Raw genomic sequence first — 21817 nt, forward strand, 5'->3', positions numbered from 1 at the left:
CCGTGCGGGTCGCACTGCTGCAGGGCCCGGCCGAGACGCCGGACCCCCAGGCCGGGCTGGCGGCGGTCGCCGACGCCGCCGCCCGCGCGGCGGCAGCAGGCGCCCGGCTGCTGGTCACGCCGGAGATGTCGCTGACCGGGTACGCCATCGGCGCCGACCGGGTCGCCGCGCTCGCCGAGCCGGTGCCCGGGCCGCTGACCGACCGGGTGGCCGCCATCGCCGCCGAGCACGGACTGGCGATCGCGGTCGGGCTGCCGGTGCGCACCCCGGCCGGGGTCGCCAACACCGTCGTGGTCGTCGACTCCGACGGCAGCCTGCTCGCCGGCTACGCCAAGGCGCACCTGTACGGCGACGTCGACCGTGACGCGTTCGTGCCCGGCGACGTCGGCGTCGTGCAGTTCCGGCTCGACGGCGTCGTCGTCGGGCTGCTGGTCTGCTACGACGTCGAGTTCCCCGAGGCGGTGCGGGCGCACGCCCTGGCCGGCACCGAGCTGCTCGTCGTCCCCACCGGGCTGATGGACCCCTACGGCTCCGTCGGCACCGTCCTCGTGCCGGCCCGCGCCTACGAGAGCCAGGTGTTCGTCGCCTACACCAACCGCACCGGTGTCGAGGGGAAGTTCGTCTACTGCGGCGCCAGCTGCGTCATCGCCCCCGACGGCACCGAGCTGGCCCGCGCCGGCCGGGGCGAGGAGCTGCTCGTCGCCGACGTCGACCCCGCCGTCCTCACCGCCTCCCGCCGGGTGAACACCCACCTGGCCGACCGCCGTCCCGAGCTCTACTCCACGGAGACCCCCGCATGACCTCCGCCATCCCCGTCACCGCCCACGAGCCGGGCGAGGAGCGCCCGGCCCGGCCGCTGACGATGTTCGGCCCGGACTTCCCCTTCGCCTACGACGACTGGCTGGCCTCCCCGGCCGGGCTCGGCGAGGTGCCCGAGGCCCAGTACGGCACCGAGGTCGCCGTCATCGGCGGCGGCCTGTCGGGCATCGTCACCGCCTACGAGCTGCTGAAGCTGGGCCTCAAGCCGGTCGTCTACGAGGCCCACGAGATCGGCGGCCGGCTGCGCTCGGTCGGGTTCGAGGGCCACCCCGGCGTGGTGGCCGAGATGGGCGCGATGCGCTTCCCGCCGTCATCCACCGCCTTGTTCTCCTACGTGCGCGACCTCGGCCTGCGGACGACGCGCTTCCCGAACCCGCTCGACGTCGCCACCCCCAGCACCGTCGTCGACCTCAAGGGCGAGACGCACTACGCGCACACGCTCGACGACCTGCCCCCGCTCTACCGCGAGGTCGCCGACGCCTGGCACGAGACGCTCGTCGCCGGCGCCCGCCTCGAGGAGATGCAGCGGGCGATCCGCGACCGCGACGTCAAGACGATCAAGGTGATCTGGGACGAGCTGGTCGAGCAGCTGGACGACACCACCTTCTACGGGTTCCTCGCCGCGTCGCCCGCGTTCCGGTCCTTCCGGCACCGCGAGGTCTTCGGGCAGGTCGGCTTCGGCACCGGCGGCTGGGACACCGACTACCCGAACTCGATGCTGGAGATCCTGCGGGTGGTCTACACCGCCGCCGACGACGACCACCTGTCGATCGTGGGCGGCTCCCAGCAGATCCCGGTCGGGCTGTGGCGCCGCGAGGTCGGGGCGCCGGTGCACTGGCCGGCCGGCACCAGCCTGGCGTCGCTGCACCCGGGGGGGCGGCCGCTGCCCGGGGTGACCCGGCTGCACCGGACCGCGCCGAACTGCCTGACCGTCACCGACGAGGCCGGCGGCATCCGCACCTACGAGGCGGCGGTGTTCACCGCGCAGAGCTGGAACCTGCTCTCCCGCATCGTCTGCGACGAGGAGCTGTTCCCGATCGACCACTGGACGGCGATCGAGCGCACCCACTACATGGGCTCCACCAAGCTGTTCTGCCTGGTCGACCGGCCGTTCTGGAAGGACGTCGACCCGCAGACCGGCCGGCACCGGATGAGCATGACGCTGTCGGACCGGATGACCCGCGGCACCTACCTGCTCGACCAGGGCGAGGGAAAGCCCGGCCTGATCTGCCTGAGCTACACCTGGGCCGACGACTCGCTGAAGTGGCTGCCGCTGTCGGCGACCGAGCGCATGGAGGTCATGCTGGCCTCGCTGCGCGAGATCTACCCCGACGTCGACCTGCGCCGGCACGTCATCGCCTCGCCGGTGACCGTGTCGTGGGAGTCCGAGCGCGACTTCATGGGCGCGTTCAAGGCCAACCTGCCGGGTCACTACCGCTACCAGCGGCGGCTGTTCACCCACTTCAAGCAGGACGAGCTGCCCGAGCAGTACCGCGGCCTGTTCCTCGCCGGCGACGACATCTCCTGGACCGCCGGCTGGGCCGAGGGCGCGGTGCAGACGGCGCTCAACGCGGTGTGGGGCGTCGTCCACCACCTCGGCGGGCGCTCGCACCCGGACAACCCCGGCCCGGGCGACCTCTTCGACGAGCTCGCGCCGGTGCGGCTGCCCGAGGACTGACCGCCGATGCCGGCCGGTGGGCGGTGCCCGCGGGTCGGCTCCCGGGCTGCACCCGTGGGGCATGGTCGGGTACTGCCGCCGGCGCTAGCGTGGCGAAATGGGTGTCGTGATCGAGCCGGCGACGAGGACGCGGTTCGACGACGTCGCGGTCATGCTCGGTCCCAAGAACCCGACCTCCAGCGTCTGCTGGTGCCTCAGCCACCGACTCGACTCGAGGACCAACCGGGAACTCGTCGGACCGGCACGCCGTGAGTACGTCCGCGAACTGACCGGCCGCCCGATCGCCCCGGGAGTGCTCGCGTACGACGGAGGCGAGGTGGTCGGCTGGGCCGCGGTCGCGCCGCGGGCGGAACTGCCGTTCGAGCGCTCCAGGAAGATCCCGCACGTCGACGACCTGCCCGTGTGGTCCCTGTGGTGCATCCGCGTGCGCCCGGGTCATCGCGGCAGGGGCATCGCGCACGCGCTCGTCCGCGGGGCGGTGGACTACGCCGCGTCCAAGGGCGCTCCCGCCGTCGAGGGGTACCCGGCTGACAACGGGGGCCAGCGGGTCGACCCGACCATGGCCTTCGTCGGCACCCGGAGCCTGTTCGAGAAGGCCGGGTTCACCAAGGCCGCGGACACCGACGCCGTCGCAGGCGGGTTCCCCCGGGTCCTGATGCGCCGCCCTCTCCCCTGAGCTCCCCGGTCCTGGGGGGTGGCCGCTCCGCCGGAAAGCGGTGGCCACCGGAACGCGATCTCGTCAGTCTGGCCGCCCGGACACCACCGAGGGAGCGGGGCTGATCATGGTCGAGGACGCTGCACCGATGGTCGGTGGGACGGGTGAGGAACTGCTCGTCGGTGGCAGGACCTCGCCCGGGGTCGTCCGCATCGGGAACACGGTGCACCGCCCGGTCCGCCGATCGACGACCACGGTGCACGCGGTGCTGCGGCACCTCGAACAGGCGGGCTTCACCGGGGCGCCCCGGGTGCTCGGCTTCGACGACGCAGGGCGGGAGGTGCTCACCTATCTGGAGGGGGAGACGGCCGGTGAGGCGCCCTGGCCGGCGTGGGTGTCCTCGGACGAGGCCCTGACGCAGGTCGGCTCCTGGTTGCGGCGGCTGCACGACGCGACGGTCGGCTTCGTGCCGCCGGAGGATGCGGTGTGGTTCTCCGGCAGGCCCTGGCGACCGGGTCTGGTCATCGGGCACCACGACGCGGCGCCGTACAACGCGGTCTGGCAGCGGGGACGGCTGGTCGGCTTCGTCGACTGGGACATCGCGGGGCCGTCCTCGCGGGAGTTCGACCTGGCGTACTCAGCTCTGATGTGGGTGCCCCTGCTCGCCCCGGGATCCGCGTGGCCGATCACGTCCCGCCCGGTGGAGGAGCGGCACCGGCGCCTGCACCTGCTGCTGGACGCCTACGGGTACGACGACGACCGCTCCGCGCTGCGGCAGGCCGTGCCCGCGCGGGCCCGGAGAAACGCCGAGGTGACCCGTCAGCTCGCCGACGGCGGCGACCCGGTGTTCCAGGCGCTCCGGAACCAGGCCGCCGACCTGGACCGATCCGCGCAGCAGGTCGACGAGCTCCCCGAGTCCTTCTGGCGCCGACCCGCAGCCGACCTCGGACCTCGACGGCAGGACTCACCTCGGGGCGGAGCACGGGGATCGGGTGGGTAGCCGCCGTCCTGCCCGCGGCTCCTCCTGGGCTGCGCCTGCGATCGTGACCGCCTCCGACGCCGCCCCAGTTGCCGGACGGCCCACTGAGGGACACCTGGGTACGGCAGGCGAGGGGGATGGATACGGCTGGATCAAAGCACGCCTTCGTGCCGACTCGCGTGGCCGATCAGCGCCGTGGGCGGTCGCCGCAACGGCCCCCGGGCGTCGCAGATCCTGCCCCGGCAGGCGGACCGGGACCGTGTTCCAGTTGAGGCTTGATAAAGCATCTGCTTGACTGAGCTTCGTGGCGATCACCATCGACGACGAGCGGCTCGACGCGATGTTCGCCGCGCTGGCCGACCGCACCCGGCGCGACATCGTGGCCCGGTTGAGCGAGGGCGAGGCGACGGTCAAGGAGCTCGCGGCCCCGTACGCCATGAGCCTGCAGGCCGTGTCGCAGCACATCGGGGTGCTCGAGCGGTGCGGCCTGGTCAGCCGCAGCCGGCACCGGCAGACCCGCCCGTGCCGGCTGGAACCGCAGGCGCTGGAGGCCGCGGTGTCCTGGATCGAGGAGAGCCGGCAGGCGTGGGCTGAACGGATGGACCGGCTCGAGGCGCATCTGGACCGCCTGCAGGACGGCCAGCAGCGGTGAACGTCGACGAGCTGGTCCACCGGCGGGTCCTCCGCGCGCCGCGCGAGCTGGTGTGGCGGTGCCTGACCGAGCCCACGGAGCTCGCGCAGTTCTGGGGGCCGCGCGGCATGACCGCCCCATTGGACGGCATCGTCGTCGAGCTCCACGCCGGAGGCCGGTTCGAGACCCTGATGGTCGGCGACCACGGCAGCCACCGGATGATCGCCACGTTCACCGAGGTGGTGCCGCCCGAACGGCTCGCCTGGGTCGAGCCGGCCAGTGGTGTGCACACGACCGGCACGCTCACCGACCTCGGCGACGGCCGCACCGAGGTCGTCATCCACCAGCGGCACGTGCCCGAGCCGATGCGCTCACCCGAGGCCCGCGCCGGCTTCCTCTCCTCCCTCGACGAGCTCGAGGAGCACCTCGCCCGCCTGATCCGAGAGGAGCGACCGTGACCGACCTGCAGTCCTGGGTGGCACCGACCTACGACGGCCTCGCCGACCTGCTCGCCTCCGCGCCCGCCGAGACCTGGGACGCCCCGTCGTTGTGCGAGAAGTGGCAGGTCCGGCACGTGGTCGCGCACGTCACGATGCCGGCACGGCTGACACCCGAGCACTTCGGCGCCGAGATGGCGGCGGCCGGCGGGGACTTCACCGTGCTCTCCGACACCGTGGCCGCGCGCGACGCATCGCTGCCGCTCGCCGACCAGCTGGACGCGCTGCGCTCCCCGTTGCTGCACGCGTGGCAGCCGCCGGGCGGCGCGGCCGGTGCGCTCAACCACGCCGTCATCCACTCCCTCGACGTCACCGTCGCGCTCGACCGGCCGACGGTCGCGCCGGGAGAGGCCGTGGTCGCCGTCCTCGACCAGCTCACCGCCGCCAACGGCGCACTGTTCGGCGTCGACCTGACCGGCGTCCGCCTCGAGGCCGCCGACACCGGCTGGAGCTGGGGCAGCGGTGACGCCGTGCGCGCCGACAGCGGTCTCCTCGTGGCGCTCCTGAGCGGCCGCACCCTGCCCGACGGCCGGGCCCTGCCTCGCGGCTGAGCCACCCGATCGACCAGGTGTTGGTCGAGAAGACCCGCGTCTCCGGCTGGTCCTCCCGCAGAGCGACGTCCACGACGAGGGGCGCCCCTCGCGGCCGGCGTCTCAGCCGGACGCCATCACCCTCGCCGCCCTACTCCGTAACCCTCAGGCCATGTACGCCGAGAGGCGCTGGCCTTGCAGCAGGACATGAGGCGCGTCCCTGTAGCCGCCCGTGTCCCTAAGCGGCCCACTTAGGGACACCTGGAGCCTTGATTGCGGCAGCCCAGCAACGGGCACCGCGGTGCGCCGCCGTCGCTATTGATCAGGCAGCGGTCGCGCGGCCATGACACGCGCACCGCCTGGTCGAAATGCAATGGAGAGAACCCGCCGCTCACGTGGTCTACAACAACCTCACTGAGGGTCCATGTAGAACATCTCCAACTGGATGTTGTCAGGGTCACGGAAGACGAGCACCGAGAACTTCAGGGGATCAGTGACATCGGTGACACCCGCATGCTTCACCCCAAGGTGATCAAGCCACGCGGCCCAGGCATCCAAGTCCGACCGAGCGGGAACTGCGATCGCAACATGGTCAACTCCGGTTCGCGTCTCATCGCATGGCTCCCCCCGGTTTGCCACGTTATGGTGCAGGCCAATCGTGACCCCGGCCGCCATGTCGGTCAGAACGACGGCGTAGCCGGTCTCTTCGTTTCCGTAATGGGGGAACGGAGGCGGAATCCTCTGCAGCCCGAGCACCCGCTCGTACCACGCGGCGCTGGCCTCGACGTCCGTAACGGTGGGCGAGAAATGATGGAGGCCAGCCATTGGCGGCCGCCGGCTCGCGGTCTCGGTCATTGCATCCCCTCATCTGATGGCGTCCTGCTGGTTCACCCACGGTTGAGCCGCCCTTGGAGTCTCCGCCTGCGTCAGACTCACCACAATCATTCGGGCGCTGGAACCGATCAGTCAGGGAACCCGCATCCGACGAGCCATCCGCTCAGCCCGAGCGGCCACCCTGGAACCACCTGGTACGCCCATGATCCTTGGCTGCGAGGCGATGGAGGTGCGCTCCGAGACTTCCGTGTCCCTGAGGCCGCCGTCAGAGACACCTCGGAAACCGCCACACGGGCGGCATCAGACGCGGCCGCCCTAGTTGCAGTTGGCGGCGTTCGCGCTCGTGCTCCACTGTCCGCGGTCGTCCCGAATCGGCACGTCGTGCGGCTCGCGGAACCACGGTGAACCGCCACGAACGCGGTCATGACGGCCTGGCAATGCGGGGGCTGATGACCGGTTCCGAGATCCCGCCCACCGACCGATCGACCAACCTGCCCGGGTGTGCCGCTAGCGCCGGGCCAGGGCTGCGAGCGCGGCCTCGATCCGCCGCCGGGTGTCGTCGGAGGTCCAGCCGGCGAGGACGGGCGCGTCGCCGCCGGCGGTCGCCTCGATCGCCGCGTTCGCGGGGCGGTGGAGTTGGACCTTGGCCAGCCGGTAGGACTCCGGCGACCGGGCTCCCAGCTCGGTGGCCAGCGCCAGCGCCCGGGGGAGCAGCTCATCGGGCTCGGTGAGTTCGTCGACCATGCCCAGGGCCAGCGCCCGCTCGCGGTCTGCGGTTCGCGCGCCGAGCAGCACCTGGCTGGCGCGGGAGCCGAGCGCGTGCCGGACGATCTCCAGGGCGGACGTCGGGAAGGGGACGCCGACCGCCAGCTCGGTCAGCCCCATCTGTCCGCCCGACATCAGCCGCAGGTCGCAAGCCAGGGCCAGCACGCAGCCACCGGCGATCGCGTGCCCGTTGACCGCCGCGACCGTCGGGCGCGGATGGTCGAACACCGCGCGGAACGTGCGGGACAGCGCAGCCAGGAGTTCCTCGGTGTAGGGCCGGCCGCCGTCCAGGATCCGGCGCAGGTCCACCCCGGCGGAGAAGGACGAGCCGCTGCCGGTGATGACCAGCGCCCGGTCGGACGCGGTGACGGCCTCGGTGAGGGCGTCCAGCAGCTGCACGTCAAGGGCGCCGACCCGGCCGTGCTCAATGCGCAGGACGGCGACCTCATCCCGATCCTCGGCGATCAGCATCGGGCCATCATCCACGCATCGGGGCGTCGTGCCGGACGACGGGAGTTCCCGCGGGGAGGAGGGAGCCGCTGCTCAGCCGCGCAGGTTCTCCGCGACCACCGGTGCCAGCACGTCCGGCGGCACGACGTGGCCATGCCCTTCGACCACCTGGAGACGGCCCTCGGGCAGGAGGTGTGCCAGCCGCCGGCCCACCTCCATCATGAACGGCGGGCTCTCGCCGCCGACCAGGACGAGACCGGGCCGAGTGACCCGGACTGCGACCTCCTCCGGAACTGCGCCGCCGCTCTCGAGGTCGCCCATCACCGCTGAGTCGTACCCGAGGGTGGGTGCCAGCGCGGTCAGCTCCGCCCACCTGCGCGTTCCGCGCATTCCGTCGATCACCCCCTCCGGCATCCCGGTGAGGCGGCAGAACGTCTCCAGCGCGTCAGCCCGCCTGCCCTGTGCGAGCAGGCTGCGGATGGTCTGTCCGTAGCGGCGCGCCTCGTCCCGCGAGGACTCGTCGTCGGGCGAGTACGGCGGATCGTGCAGGACGAACTCGTCCACGGGCAGCCCTGCAGCGACGGCGTGCAGCACCAGGCCGGCACCCGAGGAATGGCCGTAGAGGTGGGCCGGGCCGCCGATCCGGTCGATCAACGCGGCGATGTCCTCGATCTCTCGACCGACCGCATAGGGGAGCGTGTCACCGCTGTCGCCGCGACCTCGCCGGTCGTAGTTGACGGTCGTGAAGTACCTGCCGAGCGCCTGGGCCGTGGAACGCATCAGGGCGCGGTCGCACGTGGCACCACAGACAGCGATCAGCAGCGGGCCGGCGCCGAAGACTTCGTAGGCGATGGAGGTGCCGTCAGCGGAGGAGGCCGTCTCGTACGTCATGCGAATCAGACCGGAGGACGAGGCGCGGGTCATCGGACTTCGCAGCCGCCCCGTGTCCCTCAGCGGTCCACCGGGGAATGCGCCAGCCGGACCGGCGCACCCCACCGCATCCCCGCACCCCGGCGAGCAGGAGCGCGACGACCGCCAGCAGCCCCGCGACCGGCCCGGCCCACGCGGCCAGGCCGGTGGCGCCGTGGTGGGCGCTGACCACGGGCGGATGCGCGGCGAGCATCGCCGTCGTCAGGACGACGTGCGCTGCCCACGCCGCCCGGCCCGGCCGGCGCCCCAGGTGGCCCGCGCACAGCAGGCAAGCCGCGGCGAGGGCGGCGGTGCCGGCCGCTCCCGGGTGCGGTGTGGCGACCAGCGCCAGCCCGTGCACCGCGGCGCACCCTGCCGCGGTCCCCGCCGCGCTGCGCGCGAGGAACCGCGGCAGGGCCGCCGCCCCGAGCGGCTGCGTCATCTTCCTCGGCCCTCCTGCAGGGCCCCGCGGCGAGCCTGCGAGTCGCGGGGGGCAGGGGGGTCCTTCCTCAGTGGCACGCGCCCGGAGCGGGTGGCACGTCGAGCGCGGGGTTGCGGTCGAAGAAGCCGACCGGCTTGAGCTCGAAGGACACGACGTCCACTGGCATGACCGGCCAGTCCTCGGGGCGCGGCACGTGGTGGATGCCGAACACGTGCCAGAGCACCACGTCGGTGTCCACGAGCGGGCGGTCGGCCCGCTGCCACTCCGGCAGGCCGGCGTCGCGGCGGCTCTGGTTGCAGAACTCGCCGGAGGGCCAGCGCTCCTCCTCGTCGTACCGGCTCACCCACACCGGGTGGTCGATGACCTGCGCCCGCTGCCGGAACGGAGCGTCCGCGGAGGCCATCGCGGGCAGCGCCGAGTTCGGGTACAGCTTGTAGCCGCGCGCCGTCCCCAGCCGGTTCGGCTTCGTCCGGTTGACCACCTTGAAGCTGCGCTGGGTGGCGAAGTCGACGTCCAGGCGGCCCTCGGACTCGGTCTCCACCGCGCGGCTGCGGGTCACGACGGCGAGCCCGTACGGGTTGTCGTCCGACACCGGCAGCGCCTCGCTCTCGGTGACGACGACGGTGTTCTCCGGGCCGTCGACCTCCATGTCGAGCCGAGCGACGACGAAGTGCTGGTGGATCGGCGCGTAGGTGCGCTCGTCCACGACGGTGCCGTAGGCCGGCGGGGTGTCCTCGTAGGCGCTGGTCACCATGATCCCGGTGGCGCGGACCTCGCACTGGATCGTGCCGTCCTGGTAGAAGCGCCAGTAGGTCAGGTACTCGTAGTTGGCCACCGTGGCGTGGAACGAGACGACCATCCGCCGCGAGCGGCGCACCTCGGCGCCGGCCTGCTCGTCGACGTGCTTCCACAGCACGCCGTCGTCCTCCTCGTGCAGGCAGATGGCGTTCTCGATCGTGTACGGCTCGCCGCGGGTGTCGTGCAGGACGGCGTCGACGTAGGTGATCTCGCCGAGGCAGTCGCAGCCCAGCTTCAGCGACGTCGTCATGAAGCCCAGGCCCCACTCACCGATGTCGAAGGCGGTGCGGCGGTGGTGGTCGGGGCTGGGGTCGCGGTAGGGCACGACCATCTCGGCGAACGACATCCGGTGGGCCACGGGCCGCCCGTCGTAGGCGACCCGGTGGATGACCAGGCCCTCGCGGTGGTTGAAGCCCAGCCGCATCGACCACTTCTGCCAGCGCAGCTCGTGCCCGTCGAGGGCGAACGAGACGCCCTCGGGCTGGGTGATCTCCAGCGGCCGGACGTCGGTGCGCTGCTGCAAGCCCGGCACCAGGGAGGGCAGGTACTCGCCCATGACCGGGGCCTGCGCCGGGGGTGGGTTGTCCTCGACCTGCAGCAGCTCCATGGTGTTGAGGTCGACGACGAAGTGCAGGCCCATGACCGGGTTGGCGTAGGGGTTGCCGCCGCGCACCGAGCGGCGCCAGACGTCGGTCCAGCCGACCCGGCGGTCCTGCAGGCCCTGGGGGATCAGCGAGTGGCCGTAGGCCCAGGTGTCGATCAGCACCAGGTCGAGGTCGGTGATGCCGCGCCCGGTCAGCGCCTCCACGACGGCCGGGTGCTGGATGAGCACCTCATGCGCTTCGTGCCACTCATCGAGGGTCATGTTGGCCTGCTCGCCGGGCACCGCCTCCCAGGAGACGACGGCGTCGTCGGTGAGCGAGACGACCGCCTTGTACGGCGTCCCCTCGTCGCGGCTCCAGACGGTCACCCGGGCCTCGCGGCGGATCGGGTCGCCGGGGGAGAACGCGCGGACGACGTCCTTGGCCGGCTCGCGCAGCTCGATGGAGGCGAACCGCAAGCGCTCGTCGACGCCCCTGTCCCGGCGCAGGATCGCGGCCGCGGCGCGGAACTCGTCGGCGGTCAGCGGGTCGAGCGGGTGCGGGGTGCCGGGGGCGGGCCCGCCGGCCGTGCCGGAGGCGTGGCAGGACGTCGCGAGCTCGGTCATGACGGGTTCTCCTGGGTGGTGTCGGGTCGGTTCGCGAGCAGGGGGACCGACGGGTCCCAGCGGGTGCCGTCGCGGGCGTCGCGACGGCGGCGGGCGATGGCCGAGAGCGCCTCGAGGACGACCCGGTTGGCCAGCGCCGCGGTGATGTCGGCGTGGTCGTAGGGCGGGCTGACCTCGACGACGTCGACGCCGACCACGGGCAGCTCCAGGCACAGCCGGCGCACGGCGTCGAGCAGCTGGCGGGCGGTCAACCCGCCGGGCTCCGGCGTCCCGGTGCCGGGCGCGTGCCCGGGGTCGCAGACGTCGATGTCGACGGAGAGGAACACGCCGTCGCACTCGTCGTTGGCGATGGCCGACGCCTCGGTGAGGCAGGCGTCGAGGCCGCGGTGGCCGATTTCGGTCATCTCGTAGGACCGCATCCGCTGCGCGGCCATCCAGTCCAGCGTTTCCGGCGGTGGCCAGTAACCGCGCAGGCCGACCTGCAGGAACCGGTCGCCGCGCAGCGCCCCGGACTCGATGAGCCGGCGCATCGGCTGCCCGTGGCCCCACAGCGAGCCGAACTCGATGTCCCCGGTGTCGGCGTGCGCGTCGAAGTGAACCATCGACACCCGGCCGTGGCCGAGCACGTTGGCCACCCCCTTGGCGTCGGCGAAGGCGATCGAGTGGTCCCCGCCGAGCACGACCGGGATCGCGCCGCTGCGGGCCACGGTCTCCACCGCGGCCTCCAGCGCACCCAGCGCCGTCTCGATGTCGCCGGAGTACATCTCCACGTCCCCCGCGTCGAGCACCCGCAGGTCGCGCAGGCCGTCGGTGCGCAGCGCCAGGCTCGGCCGCGACCCGTCGTGCACCAGGTAGTCGGTCATCCGGATCGCCTGGGGGCCGAAGCGGGTGCCCGGACGGTGCGAGGTGCCGCCGTCGAACGGGGCGCCGAGGACGACGACGTCGGCGCCGGCGAACGACGCCGGGTCGGACAGGTCGCAGCGGTCGACGCCGAGATAGGTGATGTCAGGCCCGAACTGGGCGCCGTAGCGCGTCATGGGGTCGAGGTCCGATCGGTCGAGCGGGAAAGACGGCGGGTACGCGCCATCAGTGCCTATCTGCACAACGGAATCCGTGTTGAAGGCCACGTTAGACGACGGTTTCCCGCATGCCAAGCCTCAGGCGGGGGTGTGTGGCGCGGCGATCCGTACGCTCTGCGCTCACACGACGGAATGAGCGCTTGGTCGGACGACACCCACGCGAAACAGTCGTGGTGCATGCTCCTCGCGCCCGGATCCGTCGGCCGCGGTCGTGCCGGAGTGTCGACGGAGTCCGAGCCGGGTGTACAGCGTGGCCTCTTCCCCGCCGAACGGGGGACTGGCCTGCTGTCCCGTGTGAGGCGCGGCACACTGCCGTGCCGCCGACCGGCCGCTGACAGCGGTGCGACGACAGGAGGGCCGCATGGCGGTGGGACAGGACCGGGGAACCGGGCAGCAGACCGATCTCCGGACGAAGGGGTTGTCCACCAACTCGGTGGGCCTGCTGGCCAGCGTGGTGCTCGGGGTCTCGAGCATCGCGCCGGTGTACGCGCTGACGGCCACCCTAGGCCCCACGGTGACCGAGGTCGGCCTGCAGATGCCGGCGATCTTCCTGGCCGGCTTCCTGCCGATGCTGCTGGTCGCCTACGCCTACCGGGAGCTCAACCGGGTGGCGCCGGACTGCGGGACGTCCTTCACCTGGACGACCAAGGCGTTCAACCCCTACGTCGGCTGGCTGTGCGGCTGGGGGGCGCTGCTGGCCACGGTCATCGTGCTGTCGAACCTCGCCGGCGTGGCGGTGTCCTTCTTCTACCTGCTGCTCGGCGAGATCACCGGGTCGGAGTCGGTGGCGACGCTCGGCGACGACACTGTCGTGAACGCCCTCACCTGCGTGGCGTTCGTCGCCGTCGCCACCTGGGTCACCTACCGGGGGGTGGAGGCCACCAAGCGCGTGCAGTACGTGCTGGTCGGTTTCCAGATGGCTGTGCTCGCGGTGTTCGCCGTCCTGGCGCTGGCCAAGGCCGGCTCCGCACCCGGCGGGATCCCGTTCGAGCTGTCCTGGCTGGACCCGACGGCCATCACCTCCTTCAGCGCCTTCACCGCCGGGCTGTCCCTGTCGTTGTTCATCTACTGGGGCTGGGACACCTGCCTGACGGTCAACGAGGAGACCGCCGGGAGCGCCCGCACCCCGGGCCGGGCCGCCCTGCTGACCATGCTCGTCATCATCGTGACCTACGTCGGCGTGGCCATCGCGGTGCAGATGTACGCAGGCATCGGGACCGAGGGCACCGGCCTGGGCAACCCCGACACCGGGGACAACGTCTTCGCCGCCCTGGCCGGCCCGGTCATGGGCCCGGGCCTGGCGTTCCTGCTCTTCCTCGCCGTCGTCGCCAGCTCGGCGTCGTCCCTGCAGACCACCTTCCTGCCGACCACCCGGACCATGCTGGCCATGGGCACCTACGGGGCGCTGCCCCAGCGCCTGGCGGAGGTGCACCCGCGCTTCCGGGTGCCGTCGACCGCCACCCTGGTCGCCGGGGCCGCCACGGCGGCGTTCTACGTAGGCATGACGATCATCAGCGAGAACGTGCTCATCGACACCATCTACGCGCTGGGCCTGATGATCTGCTTCTACTACGGCCTGACCGCCTACGCCTGCGTCTGGTACTTCCGGCACGAGCTGCGGCGCAGCGCGCGGGACCTGGTGTTCAAGGGCGTCCTGCCGCTGCTGGGCGCCCTGATGCTGACCGCGGTGTTCGTCCAGACGGCGGTCGACACCCTCGACCCCGCCTACGGCAGCGGCTCCTCGGTGTTCGGCATCGGCAGCGTCTTCGTCGTCGGGATCGGGCTGCTGCTGCTCGGCGCGGTCCTGATGCTCGTCTGGCGGGCGCGGCACCCGGAGTTCTTCCGCGGCCAGACCCTGCGGGTCGACACCCCGTCGCTGGTCCTCGACGAGTGACACCGGACCGGCCCGAGTAGCAGCGCGGCCCGCCTCCCGGAGGGGAGGCGGGCCGCGCCGTTCGTGCGGGAGGGGTCAGCGCTCGCCGGCGCCGACCACCTCGGGCTGCTGGACCTGCGGCCGGGCGGCGGGCCGCTCCAGCGCGGCGCCCTCGACGTCGAGGGCGGGCAGCCAGCGCAGCCAGCGCGGCAGCCACCAGGCCCGGTCGCCGAGCAGGGCCAGCGCCGCCGGGACGAGCACCATGCGGACGACGAAGGCGTCGAAGGCGATGCCGGCGGCCAGCGCGAAGGCGATCGACTTGATGGTCGCGTCCCCGGAGGGCACGAAGCCGGCGAACACCGAGAACATGATCAGCGCGGCCGCGACCACGACCGGGGCCGCCTGCCGGAAGCCGGTGCGGATCGCCTCCAGCGGCCCGGCGCCGTGGCTGTGCGCCTCGTGCATCCGGGACACCAGGAAGATCTGGTAGTCCATCGCCAGCCCGAACAGGATGCCGATGACCAGGATCGGCGTGAGGCTGATCAGCGGGCCGGTGCTGTCGAGGTTGACCAGGTCGGCCAGCCAGCCCCACTGGAACACCGCGACGGTGGCGCCGAGCGCGGCCCCGACGGTGAGCACGAAGCCGAGGACGCCGACCAGCGGCACCAGCAGCGAGCGGAAGACCAGCACGAGCAGGACCAGGGCCAGGCCCACGACCAGCGCCAGGTAGACCGGCAGTGCGGCGTCCAGGCTCGTGGCGACGTCGACGCTGACCGCGGTGGCACCGGTGACCGAGGCCTGGGCGCCGTCGACGTCGGCCAGCAGGTCACGCAGGTCGGCGACCAGCTGCTCGGTGGCCGGGTCGGTCGGCCCGGACTCCGGGATGACCGACAGCAGCGCTGCGGTGCCGTCGGCGCTGGGCACCGGCGGGGTCACGATCGCGACGTCGTCCAGGCCGGTCACCCGGTCGGCGGCCGCCGTCGCGGCCTGCACCGCCCCGTCGCCCTCGAACAGCACGGTGAGCGGGCCGTTGAACCCCTCACCGAAGCCGTCGGCGAGCAGCTGCTCGGCGCGGGCCTGGCTGCTGCCCTCCGGCGGGGTCTGCACCAGCGTGGTCTGCATCGAGAAGAACGGGACGGCGACGGTGCCCAGGGCCACGACCGTCAGCAGCACGGCCACGAGGCGGTGGCGGGTGACCGTGGCGACCCAGCCGCCCAGGAAGCCGCGGCCGGCCGCGTGGTGCGTCGGCGCGGCGCTGCGCTGCCGCTTCGGCAGCGCGCGCATCCCCAGGAAGCCCAGCGCGGCCGGGACCAGGGTCAGGGCGACCAGGACGGCGACGACGATGGTCGCGGCCGCGGCGAGACCCATCTGGGTCAGGAACGGGATGCCGGCGACGAACAGGCCGGTGAGCGCGATGACGACGGTGAGCCCGGCGGTGACGACCGCGGAGCCGGCGGTGCCGACGGCCGTGGCGACCGCGGTGCCGACGTCGGCGCCGCGCCGCAGTTCCTGCCGGAACCGGCTGACGATGAACAGCGCGTAGTCGATGCCGACCGCCAGGCCGAGCATCGCGGCCAGGATCGGGGTGGTCGACGACAGGTCGGTGAAGCCGGTGGCGATGGTGATGCCCAGGACGCCGATGCCGACGCCGACGACCGCCGTCAGCAGGTTCATGCCGGCCACGACCAGCGAACCGTAGGTGACGGCGAGGACCACCAGCGCGACGACGACGCCGATGACCTCCGCGGGGCCGCCCACGTGCGGGGGCTCCTGGATCGCCTGGCCGGTGACCTCGACGGTGAGGGCGCCGTCCCCGGCGTCCTCGACGGCGGAGGTCAGCGCGTCCTGCTGCTCGGGGGTGACCTCACCGACCGGTGCCTCGTAGGTGACCGTGCTGTAGCCGGTGGTCAGCTGCTGGTTGACCGACGGCGCGGCCGGGTCCAGCGGGTTGCTGGCCGACGCGACGCCGGGCAGCTCGCCCAGCTCGGCGACCAGAGCCCCGACGGCCGCGGCGCTCTCCGGCGTGGCCAGGGCCTGGCCGTCCGGGGCGACGACCACCACCTGCGCCGTCGCACCGCCCGCGGCCCCGAACTCCTCGCTGATCCGCTCCAGCGCGGTGGTCGACTCCTGGCCGGGGATGGCGAAGCTGTCCGACGTCTCGCCGGCCAGCGTCGCCGCCCCGACGCCGCCGCCGACGAGCAGCACGAGCCAGACGAGGACGACGGCCGTGCGGTGCCGGTGCGAGAACGCACCGAGCCTGGACAACAGACGAGCCATGGGGGATCAGGCCTCCACCTGGTCGGGGTCGGACGGGGTGGCGCCGGCAGCGTGGTGGCCGAGCGCGTCGAAGCAGGTGGCGACGATGTGCCGCCGCCACGCGGTGGTCTGGTCCTGGGCGTGCGCCGCGAGGGTCAGGACGGCGAGTGCGGCGAGCGCGCCGATGACCCGGACCGAGCGCGGCGGCTCCGTGGTCCCGGGGTCGACGCCGAAGGCCTGCAGGACCAGGTCGGCGACGGCGGGCCCGGGCTCGGCGCCGAGGTCGGTGACCGGCGCGAGCACGAGCGCGACGAGCCCGGGGTGCGCCAGGGCGACGTCGACCAGGACCTCCAGCGCCTGCCGGTCGCGGGCCGGACCGGGGGGCAGGCCGCCCAGCTGGTCGAGCACGCGCCGGCCCAGGGTCTCGGCCTGGGCCAGCACCGCCTCGTGCAGCGCGTCCTTGCTCGGGAAGTGGTGCAGCAGGCCCGCCTTGGACAGCCCCACGGCGTCCGCGATGTCCTGCACCGACGTCTTGGCGAACCCGCGGCGGGCGAAGAGGGCAGCGGCCCGGTCGAGGATGCCCTCGTCGGCCTGCTGGCGGAACGGTCGTGCCACGCAGGAGACGGTACGGGGTCACCGACCAAAACGGTCGGTCGACCGACCGACCTGGTCGGTGTCGTCACTCACACGTCAGGCCCGGCCGCCCCCGGCCTCGACCGGGCGGGGATGGTCGTGCCGTCAGTCCGTCGACCGCGGCGGCACCGTGATCTTGTACTGGGCGATCTTCCGGTAGAGCGTGGCGCGGCCGATGCCGAGCTCCTCGGCGGCGCGGGTGACCGTGGTGCCGGGCTCGGTGAGGCAGCGCACGATCTCGTCCCGCTCGAGCCGATCGAGCCGGCTGAGGGGACGCATGCCCCCGTCGAGGACCTCGGGGGCGAGGTGGTGGAGGTCCACGACATCGGCGCGCGCCGCGGCGTCCCGGACGACGCGGCGCAGCTGGGTGGCGTTGCCCGGCCAGGCGCAGCTGCGCAGCGCGCGCGCCGCACGGGGGGTGAAGTCGACCGCACGGTGGCGCTCCTCGCGCGCGAACCGCTGCGCGAGCGGCAGGACGTCGTCGGCCCGGAGCCGGAGGGGCGGGGCCTCCACGACCGCGTCGGCCAGCGCGGCCAGCTGGTCGGGGATGGCGGAGAAGCCGGGCGCCGTCAGGACGAACGGCTGCGGCCGGCCGGCACGGCGGGCGGTGGTCAGGTTCTGGGCCAGCTCGCCGACGGCCCAGGCCGGCAGGTCCTGGAGTCCGGACACGATGACGCAGGTGTCCGCGTCGCGCAGCTCCGGCGTCCACAGCTCGAGCCAGGCCGCGACGTCACCGGTCTCCGGGGCCCGGGCGTGCAGCAGCCGCTGGCGCGGGGCGAGCCGCCGGCGGGCGAGTGCGGCCAGCGTGGCCTTGCCCGCGCCTGGCTCGCCCACGACCGCGGTCACCCGGCCGGCGGCGACGGCGGCCGCCGCATCCCCTGTCGCGGCCCGCCAGTTCGCCGACACGCACGGGTCGCCGGCGTCGGTGGCGAGGTGGCTGCCGATGACGTGGAAGACCTCGCCGCGGGGTGCCGGACGGACGGTCCGGCCGCCGGCGCGGACGAGCATGAGCGCGCTGGTGGCGTTCGCCGCTGTCTGCGCCAGCCCCAGGAGCAGTCCAGAGGAGCTGCTCGACCAGGTGGTGAGGTTGATGCTGCCGGCCAGCTCGCCGGTCACCGGCTCGACCACGGGTGCCGCCGCGCAGGTGTAGCCCCGCAGGTCGGTGCAGTAGTGGTCCTCGGCGCGGACCAGCGAGGGCGCCCGGTCGGCGAGGGAGAGCCCCAGGCCGTTGGTGCCGGCGTTGCGCTCGTTGTAGGAGAAGCCGGGCGCCAGGTGCACCCGGTCCAGCGACCGCTGGATGTCGCGGTCGTCGCCGATCCGGGCCAGGACCAGCCCCTGGGAGTCGGCCACCATGAGGCTGACCGGCTCGTTCGGGATGGTCGCCTGCAGGTCGGTGAGCACCCGGTGCGCGCACTCGTAGAGCAGCGAGCCGGTGTCCGGCGAGCCGCTGAAGACCGGGACGACCTCGTCCGGGGGGACGCCGTAACCCGCGCTGCGCTGCCACGACGCGCGCAGCCGGGGTGCCGCCGTCCGCCCGGCCAGCTCGGGGTCGGCGAGCGGGGCGGCGGTCGACACCTCGTCCCGGCCCACGTCGACGGGGCACCTCCACCGGCTGGGATGTGTGCGCTGGGTCACACCGGACTGTACGCGACCGATCGGCTGTCGCGGCGTCCCAAAGTGAGACAGCAACCGGTTCCGCGGGTGGCGGCCCCTGCCTAGCGTCGTGGGCCTGGGAGCGTGACCGCTCTCACAGCGAGCCGACGGAGGCCGGAGATGTACCGCAAGGACGGCGAGAGCTACTACGTCGTGGACTCCCACATCGCCCTGTGGGACGCGCGCCCGGAGAACCAGCGCAACGTCCACGGCAAGCAGTTCATCGACTGCTTCTACGACTACCACCGCAACCTCAGCCCGGAGTCCGAGACCTGGGGCTACGAGGAGTACCTCTACCAGGGCGGCGAGCGGCTGATGCGCGACGTGTTCGTCGACGGGATCGTCGACCACGCGATCTTCCAGCCGGCCCGTCTCGCCGAGTTCTACCACCGGGGTTTCGGGCAGACCGAGGAGGCCTTCGCCCTCGCGCAGGCCCACCCGGACAAGCTCACCTACAACCACTACTGGGACCCGCGCGACGGCGAGAACGGCCTGGACCAGCTCCGTGCCGACGCCGAGCGGATGCAGCTCAAGGGCGTGAAGCTCTACACCGCCGACTGGCACGGCGAGTCCCGCGGCTGGAAGCTCACCGACCCGATGGCCTACCGCTACTTCGAGGTCTGCCGCGAGCTGGGCATCAAGAACGTCCACATCCACAAGGGCCCGACGATCCGCCCGCTGGACCGCGACGCCTTCGACGTCGCCGACGTCGACCACGTCGCCACCGACTTCACCGACCTGAACTTCGTCGTGGAGCACTGCGGGCTGCCGCGCCTGGAGGACTTCTGCTGGATCGCCACCCAGGAGCCGAACGTGTACGCCGGCCTGGCCGTGGCCATGCCGTTCATCCACACCCGGCCGCGCTACTTCGCGCAGATCATGGGCGAGCTCACCTACTGGCTCGGCGAGGACCGCATCCTCTTCTCCAGCGACTACGCGCTGTGGACGCCGAAGTGGCTGGTCGAGCGCTTCGTGGACTTCCAGATCCCCGAGGACATGACCGAGTACGCCCCGCTGACCACCGCGCTGAAGAAGAAGGTGCTCGGCCTCAACGCCGCCAAGCTCTACGACCTGCCGGTGCCGGCCGAGCTGCAGCTGCCCGACGCCGACGAGACCGCCACCGGCCCGCGCGAGCCGGCCGCCGCCGACCTCGCCAGCGTCTGAGGAGGACGCCGATGACCGCCGTCCTCCCCGACCTGACCGGAACCGAGGCCGAGGTGCGCGCCGCGCTGGGCACCGTCGTCGACCCCGAGCTGGACGAGCCGATCACCGACGTCGGTTTCGTCCGCTCGGTGTCGGTCGAGGGTCATGCCGTCGGGGGTTGTGCCGTCGAGGTGCACCTGCGGCTGCCCACCTCCTTCTGCGCGCCGAACTTCGCCTGGCTGATGGTCTCCGACGCCCACGACGCGGTGTCCGCCGTCCCGGGGGTGGAGTCCGTGGTGGTCGAGCTCGACGACCACCACGACTCCGACCTGATCAACCGCGGCATGGCCGCCGGTGCCGGCTACCGCGGCACCTTCGGGCACGAGGCCGAGGACTCGCTCGACGAGCTCCGGGCGACCTTCCAGCGCAAGGCGCACACCGCGGCGATGGAGCGGGCCGTCACGGCGCTGCTCCGCACCGACCCGGCGGTGGACGTCGCGGCGCTCACCCTCGGCGACCTGCCGGCGGGGGAGCACACCACCGACGCGCTGTTGCGCCGGCGGGCGACCCTCGGCCTGCCCGTGGACGACGGGGCGCCGGTGCTCGTGCACGACGACGGCACCCGCCCCGACCCCGCGCAGGCGGAGCTGGTGCTGCGCCGGGCCCGCTCGGTGCGCATCTCCGTCGACGGCAACGCCCACTTCTGCCGCGGCCTGCTGGCCACCCGTTACCCGGGCGCCGAGGCCGACCAGGCGCCCCGTCCCGAGGACCGTCCCCTGCTCCCGCTCACCGTCTCGAAGGGAACTCACCCGTGAAGGCCGTACGCGTGCACGAGTACCACGCCGACCCCACGATCGACGACGTCCCCGAACCGGAGATCCGGGGTCCGCTCGACGTGATCGTCAAGGTCGGCGGCGCCGGGGTCTGCCGCACCGACCTGCACATCCTCGAGGGTCAGTGGGCCGACCTGCAGAACCCGGACCTGCCCTACGTGATCGGGCACGAGAACGCCGGGTGGGTGCACGAGGTCGGGGAGGGTGTCACCAACGTCGCCGTCGGTGACACCGTGATCCTGCACCCGCAGCCCAGCTGCGGCCTGTGCACGGCCTGTCGCGCCGGCCGGGACATGCAGTGCGAGAACGCCTTCTTCCCCGGGCTGTCGAACAACGACGGCGGCATGGCCGAGTACCTGCGCACCACCGCCCGCGCCTGCGTGAAGCTCGACCCGTCCACCAACCCCGCCGACGTCGCCGCGCTCGCCGACGCCGGGATCACCGCCTACCACGCCGTGCGCAAGGCCCTGCCGCTGCTGCACCCGGGCACGACGGCGGTCGTGCAGGGCGCCGGCGGTCTCGGCCACATCGGCGTCCAGTGCCTGGCCGCACTGTCGGGCACCCGGATCGTCGTCGTCGACCGCAACCCCGACGCGCTGGAGCTCGCCCGGCAGATCGGGGCGGACGAGACCGTGGTCGCCGACGGCGACCAGGTGCAGGCGGTCCAGGACCTGACCGGCGGGGGCGCGGACGTGGTCTTCGACTTCGTCGCCGAGCAGGGCGCGGAGATGGACGGCTGGCACATGACCGGCCCGGCCGGCTCGTACTACGTCATCGGGTACGGCGGCGAGCTCCGGATCCCGACGCTGGACTTCGTCGCCGGCGAGAAGAACATCGTCGGCAACATCGTCGGCACCTACACCGACCTGGCCGAGCTGATGGTGCTCGCGCAGGCCGGGAAGGTCACCCTGCACACCCAGCAGTACCCGCTCGACCGGGCCGTGGACGCGCTCCGCGACCTCGACGCCGGGAAGGTCCGGGGCCGGGCGATCCTCGTCCCCTGAGGAAGGACCCTCTGCCCCCCACCACTCGAAGGCTCAGCTGCGGAGCCCGGTCCCTGGGGACCGGGCTCCGCTCCTGTTCTGCCGGGACCGTGGTCGGCCCTCCCGCGGCGCCCGTCCCGTCTGGGAGGCTCATCGGGCCGTCCCGACCC

At 72.8% G+C, this 21817-nt stretch carries 20 protein-coding genes; 11 read left to right on the forward strand and 9 right to left on the reverse strand.

The features are described from left to right. The first annotated feature begins 2 nt into the window (after window positions 1–2). The 7 genes from GOBS_RS08535 (at window position 3) to GOBS_RS08565 (ending at window position 5810) form a co-directional block, all read left to right on the forward strand. Window positions 3–800, forward strand: coding sequence for a carbon-nitrogen hydrolase family protein (locus tag GOBS_RS08535; protein WP_012947885.1), 798 nt, complete (start codon window positions 3–5; stop codon window positions 798–800). Beyond that, on the forward strand, window positions 797–2497 hold the full coding sequence (locus GOBS_RS08540; protein ID WP_012947886.1) for a flavin monoamine oxidase family protein: 1701 nt from the start codon (window positions 797–799) through the stop codon (window positions 2495–2497). Before GOBS_RS08535 ends, GOBS_RS08540 begins: the two co-directional genes overlap by 4 nt. Window positions 2498–2594: 97 nt before the next feature. Further along, window positions 2595–3173, forward strand: coding sequence for a GNAT family N-acetyltransferase (locus GOBS_RS08545; RefSeq protein ID WP_012947887.1), 579 nt, complete (start codon window positions 2595–2597; stop codon window positions 3171–3173). A gap of 106 nt (window positions 3174–3279) precedes the next feature. Next, window positions 3280–4152 carry a phosphotransferase gene (locus GOBS_RS08550; protein ID WP_208104409.1) on the forward strand — a complete coding sequence of 291 codons (873 nt, stop codon included), beginning with the start codon at window positions 3280–3282 and terminating at the stop codon, window positions 4150–4152. A gap of 283 nt (window positions 4153–4435) precedes the next feature. Continuing rightward, window positions 4436–4783, forward strand: coding sequence for an ArsR/SmtB family transcription factor (locus GOBS_RS08555; protein ID WP_012947889.1), 348 nt, complete (start codon window positions 4436–4438; stop codon window positions 4781–4783). Beyond that, complete coding sequence (locus tag GOBS_RS25320; protein ID WP_012947890.1) at window positions 4780–5220, forward strand: SRPBCC family protein; 441 nt, start codon at window positions 4780–4782, stop codon at window positions 5218–5220. Before GOBS_RS08555 ends, GOBS_RS25320 begins: the two co-directional genes overlap by 4 nt. Further along, entirely contained in the window at window positions 5217–5810 is a 594-nt protein-coding gene (locus tag GOBS_RS08565; protein ID WP_012947891.1) for a maleylpyruvate isomerase family mycothiol-dependent enzyme, read from the forward strand. The genes GOBS_RS25320 and GOBS_RS08565 overlap by 4 nt, the downstream gene beginning before the upstream one ends. Before the next feature lie 390 nt (window positions 5811–6200). Here GOBS_RS08565 and GOBS_RS08570 read toward each other — a convergent pair whose 3' ends face one another. The 6 genes from GOBS_RS08570 to speB form a co-directional block, all read right to left on the reverse strand. Further along, window positions 6201–6644: a VOC family protein gene (locus tag GOBS_RS08570; RefSeq protein ID WP_012947892.1), complete on the reverse strand. Its 444-nt coding sequence runs from the start codon at window positions 6642–6644 to the stop codon at window positions 6201–6203. Between the two features lie 486 nt (window positions 6645–7130). Next, on the reverse strand, window positions 7131–7859 hold the full coding sequence (locus tag GOBS_RS08575) for an enoyl-CoA hydratase/isomerase family protein (RefSeq protein WP_012947893.1): 729 nt from the start codon (window positions 7857–7859) through the stop codon (window positions 7131–7133). A gap of 72 nt (window positions 7860–7931) precedes the next feature. Next, complete coding sequence (locus tag GOBS_RS08580) at window positions 7932–8729, reverse strand: alpha/beta fold hydrolase (RefSeq protein ID WP_012947894.1); 798 nt, start codon at window positions 8727–8729, stop codon at window positions 7932–7934. Then, complete coding sequence (locus GOBS_RS25325) at window positions 8701–9189, reverse strand: hypothetical protein (RefSeq protein ID WP_012947895.1); 489 nt, start codon at window positions 9187–9189, stop codon at window positions 8701–8703. The genes GOBS_RS08580 and GOBS_RS25325 overlap by 29 nt, the downstream gene beginning before the upstream one ends. Before the next feature lie 67 nt (window positions 9190–9256). Further along, complete coding sequence (locus GOBS_RS08590; RefSeq protein WP_012947896.1) at window positions 9257–11194, reverse strand: primary-amine oxidase; 1938 nt, start codon at window positions 11192–11194, stop codon at window positions 9257–9259. After that, window positions 11191–12231 (reverse strand): agmatinase, encoded by a 1041-nt coding sequence (gene speB / locus GOBS_RS08595; RefSeq protein ID WP_012947897.1) that lies wholly within the window; start codon window positions 12229–12231, stop codon window positions 11191–11193. The genes GOBS_RS08590 and speB overlap by 4 nt, the downstream gene beginning before the upstream one ends. A 403-nt stretch (window positions 12232–12634) precedes the next feature. On the opposite strand from speB, the gene GOBS_RS08600 reads away from it, so the two are divergent. Further along, window positions 12635–14167 carry an APC family permease gene (locus tag GOBS_RS08600; protein ID WP_012947898.1) on the forward strand — a complete coding sequence of 511 codons (1533 nt, stop codon included), beginning with the start codon at window positions 12635–12637 and terminating at the stop codon, window positions 14165–14167. Between the two features lie 75 nt (window positions 14168–14242). Here the strand turns inward: GOBS_RS08600 and GOBS_RS08605 are convergent, their stop codons facing one another. The 3 genes from GOBS_RS08605 to GOBS_RS08615 form a co-directional block, all read right to left on the reverse strand. Beyond that, complete coding sequence (locus GOBS_RS08605; protein WP_012947899.1) at window positions 14243–16423, reverse strand: MMPL family transporter; 2181 nt, start codon at window positions 16421–16423, stop codon at window positions 14243–14245. A gap of 6 nt (window positions 16424–16429) precedes the next feature. Then, window positions 16430–17017: a TetR/AcrR family transcriptional regulator gene (locus tag GOBS_RS29270; protein ID WP_012947900.1), complete on the reverse strand. Its 588-nt coding sequence runs from the start codon at window positions 17015–17017 to the stop codon at window positions 16430–16432. A 123-nt stretch (window positions 17018–17140) separates the two neighbouring features. Next, window positions 17141–18625, reverse strand: a complete 1485-nt coding sequence (locus GOBS_RS08615; RefSeq protein WP_012947901.1) for an AAA-type ATPase lid domain-containing protein — start codon at window positions 18623–18625, stop codon at window positions 17141–17143. 183 nt (window positions 18626–18808) lie between these two features. Between GOBS_RS08615 and GOBS_RS08620 the strand changes: the two genes are divergently transcribed. The 3 genes from GOBS_RS08620 to GOBS_RS08630 are packed head-to-tail and all read left to right on the forward strand — an operon-like array spanning window position 18809 to window position 21668. After that, window positions 18809–19852, forward strand: coding sequence for an amidohydrolase family protein (locus GOBS_RS08620; protein ID WP_012947902.1), 1044 nt, complete (start codon window positions 18809–18811; stop codon window positions 19850–19852). An 11-nt stretch (window positions 19853–19863) separates the two neighbouring features. After that, complete coding sequence (locus GOBS_RS08625; protein WP_012947903.1) at window positions 19864–20646, forward strand: metal-sulfur cluster assembly factor; 783 nt, start codon at window positions 19864–19866, stop codon at window positions 20644–20646. After that, window positions 20643–21668 (forward strand): NAD(P)-dependent alcohol dehydrogenase, encoded by a 1026-nt coding sequence (locus GOBS_RS08630; protein WP_012947904.1) that lies wholly within the window; start codon window positions 20643–20645, stop codon window positions 21666–21668. The genes GOBS_RS08625 and GOBS_RS08630 overlap by 4 nt, the downstream gene beginning before the upstream one ends. The last annotated feature ends 149 nt before the right edge of the window (window positions 21669–21817 follow it).

It is taken from the genome of Geodermatophilus obscurus DSM 43160 (assembly GCF_000025345.1).
Lineage (GTDB): Bacteria > Actinomycetota > Actinomycetes > Mycobacteriales > Geodermatophilaceae > Geodermatophilus > Geodermatophilus obscurus.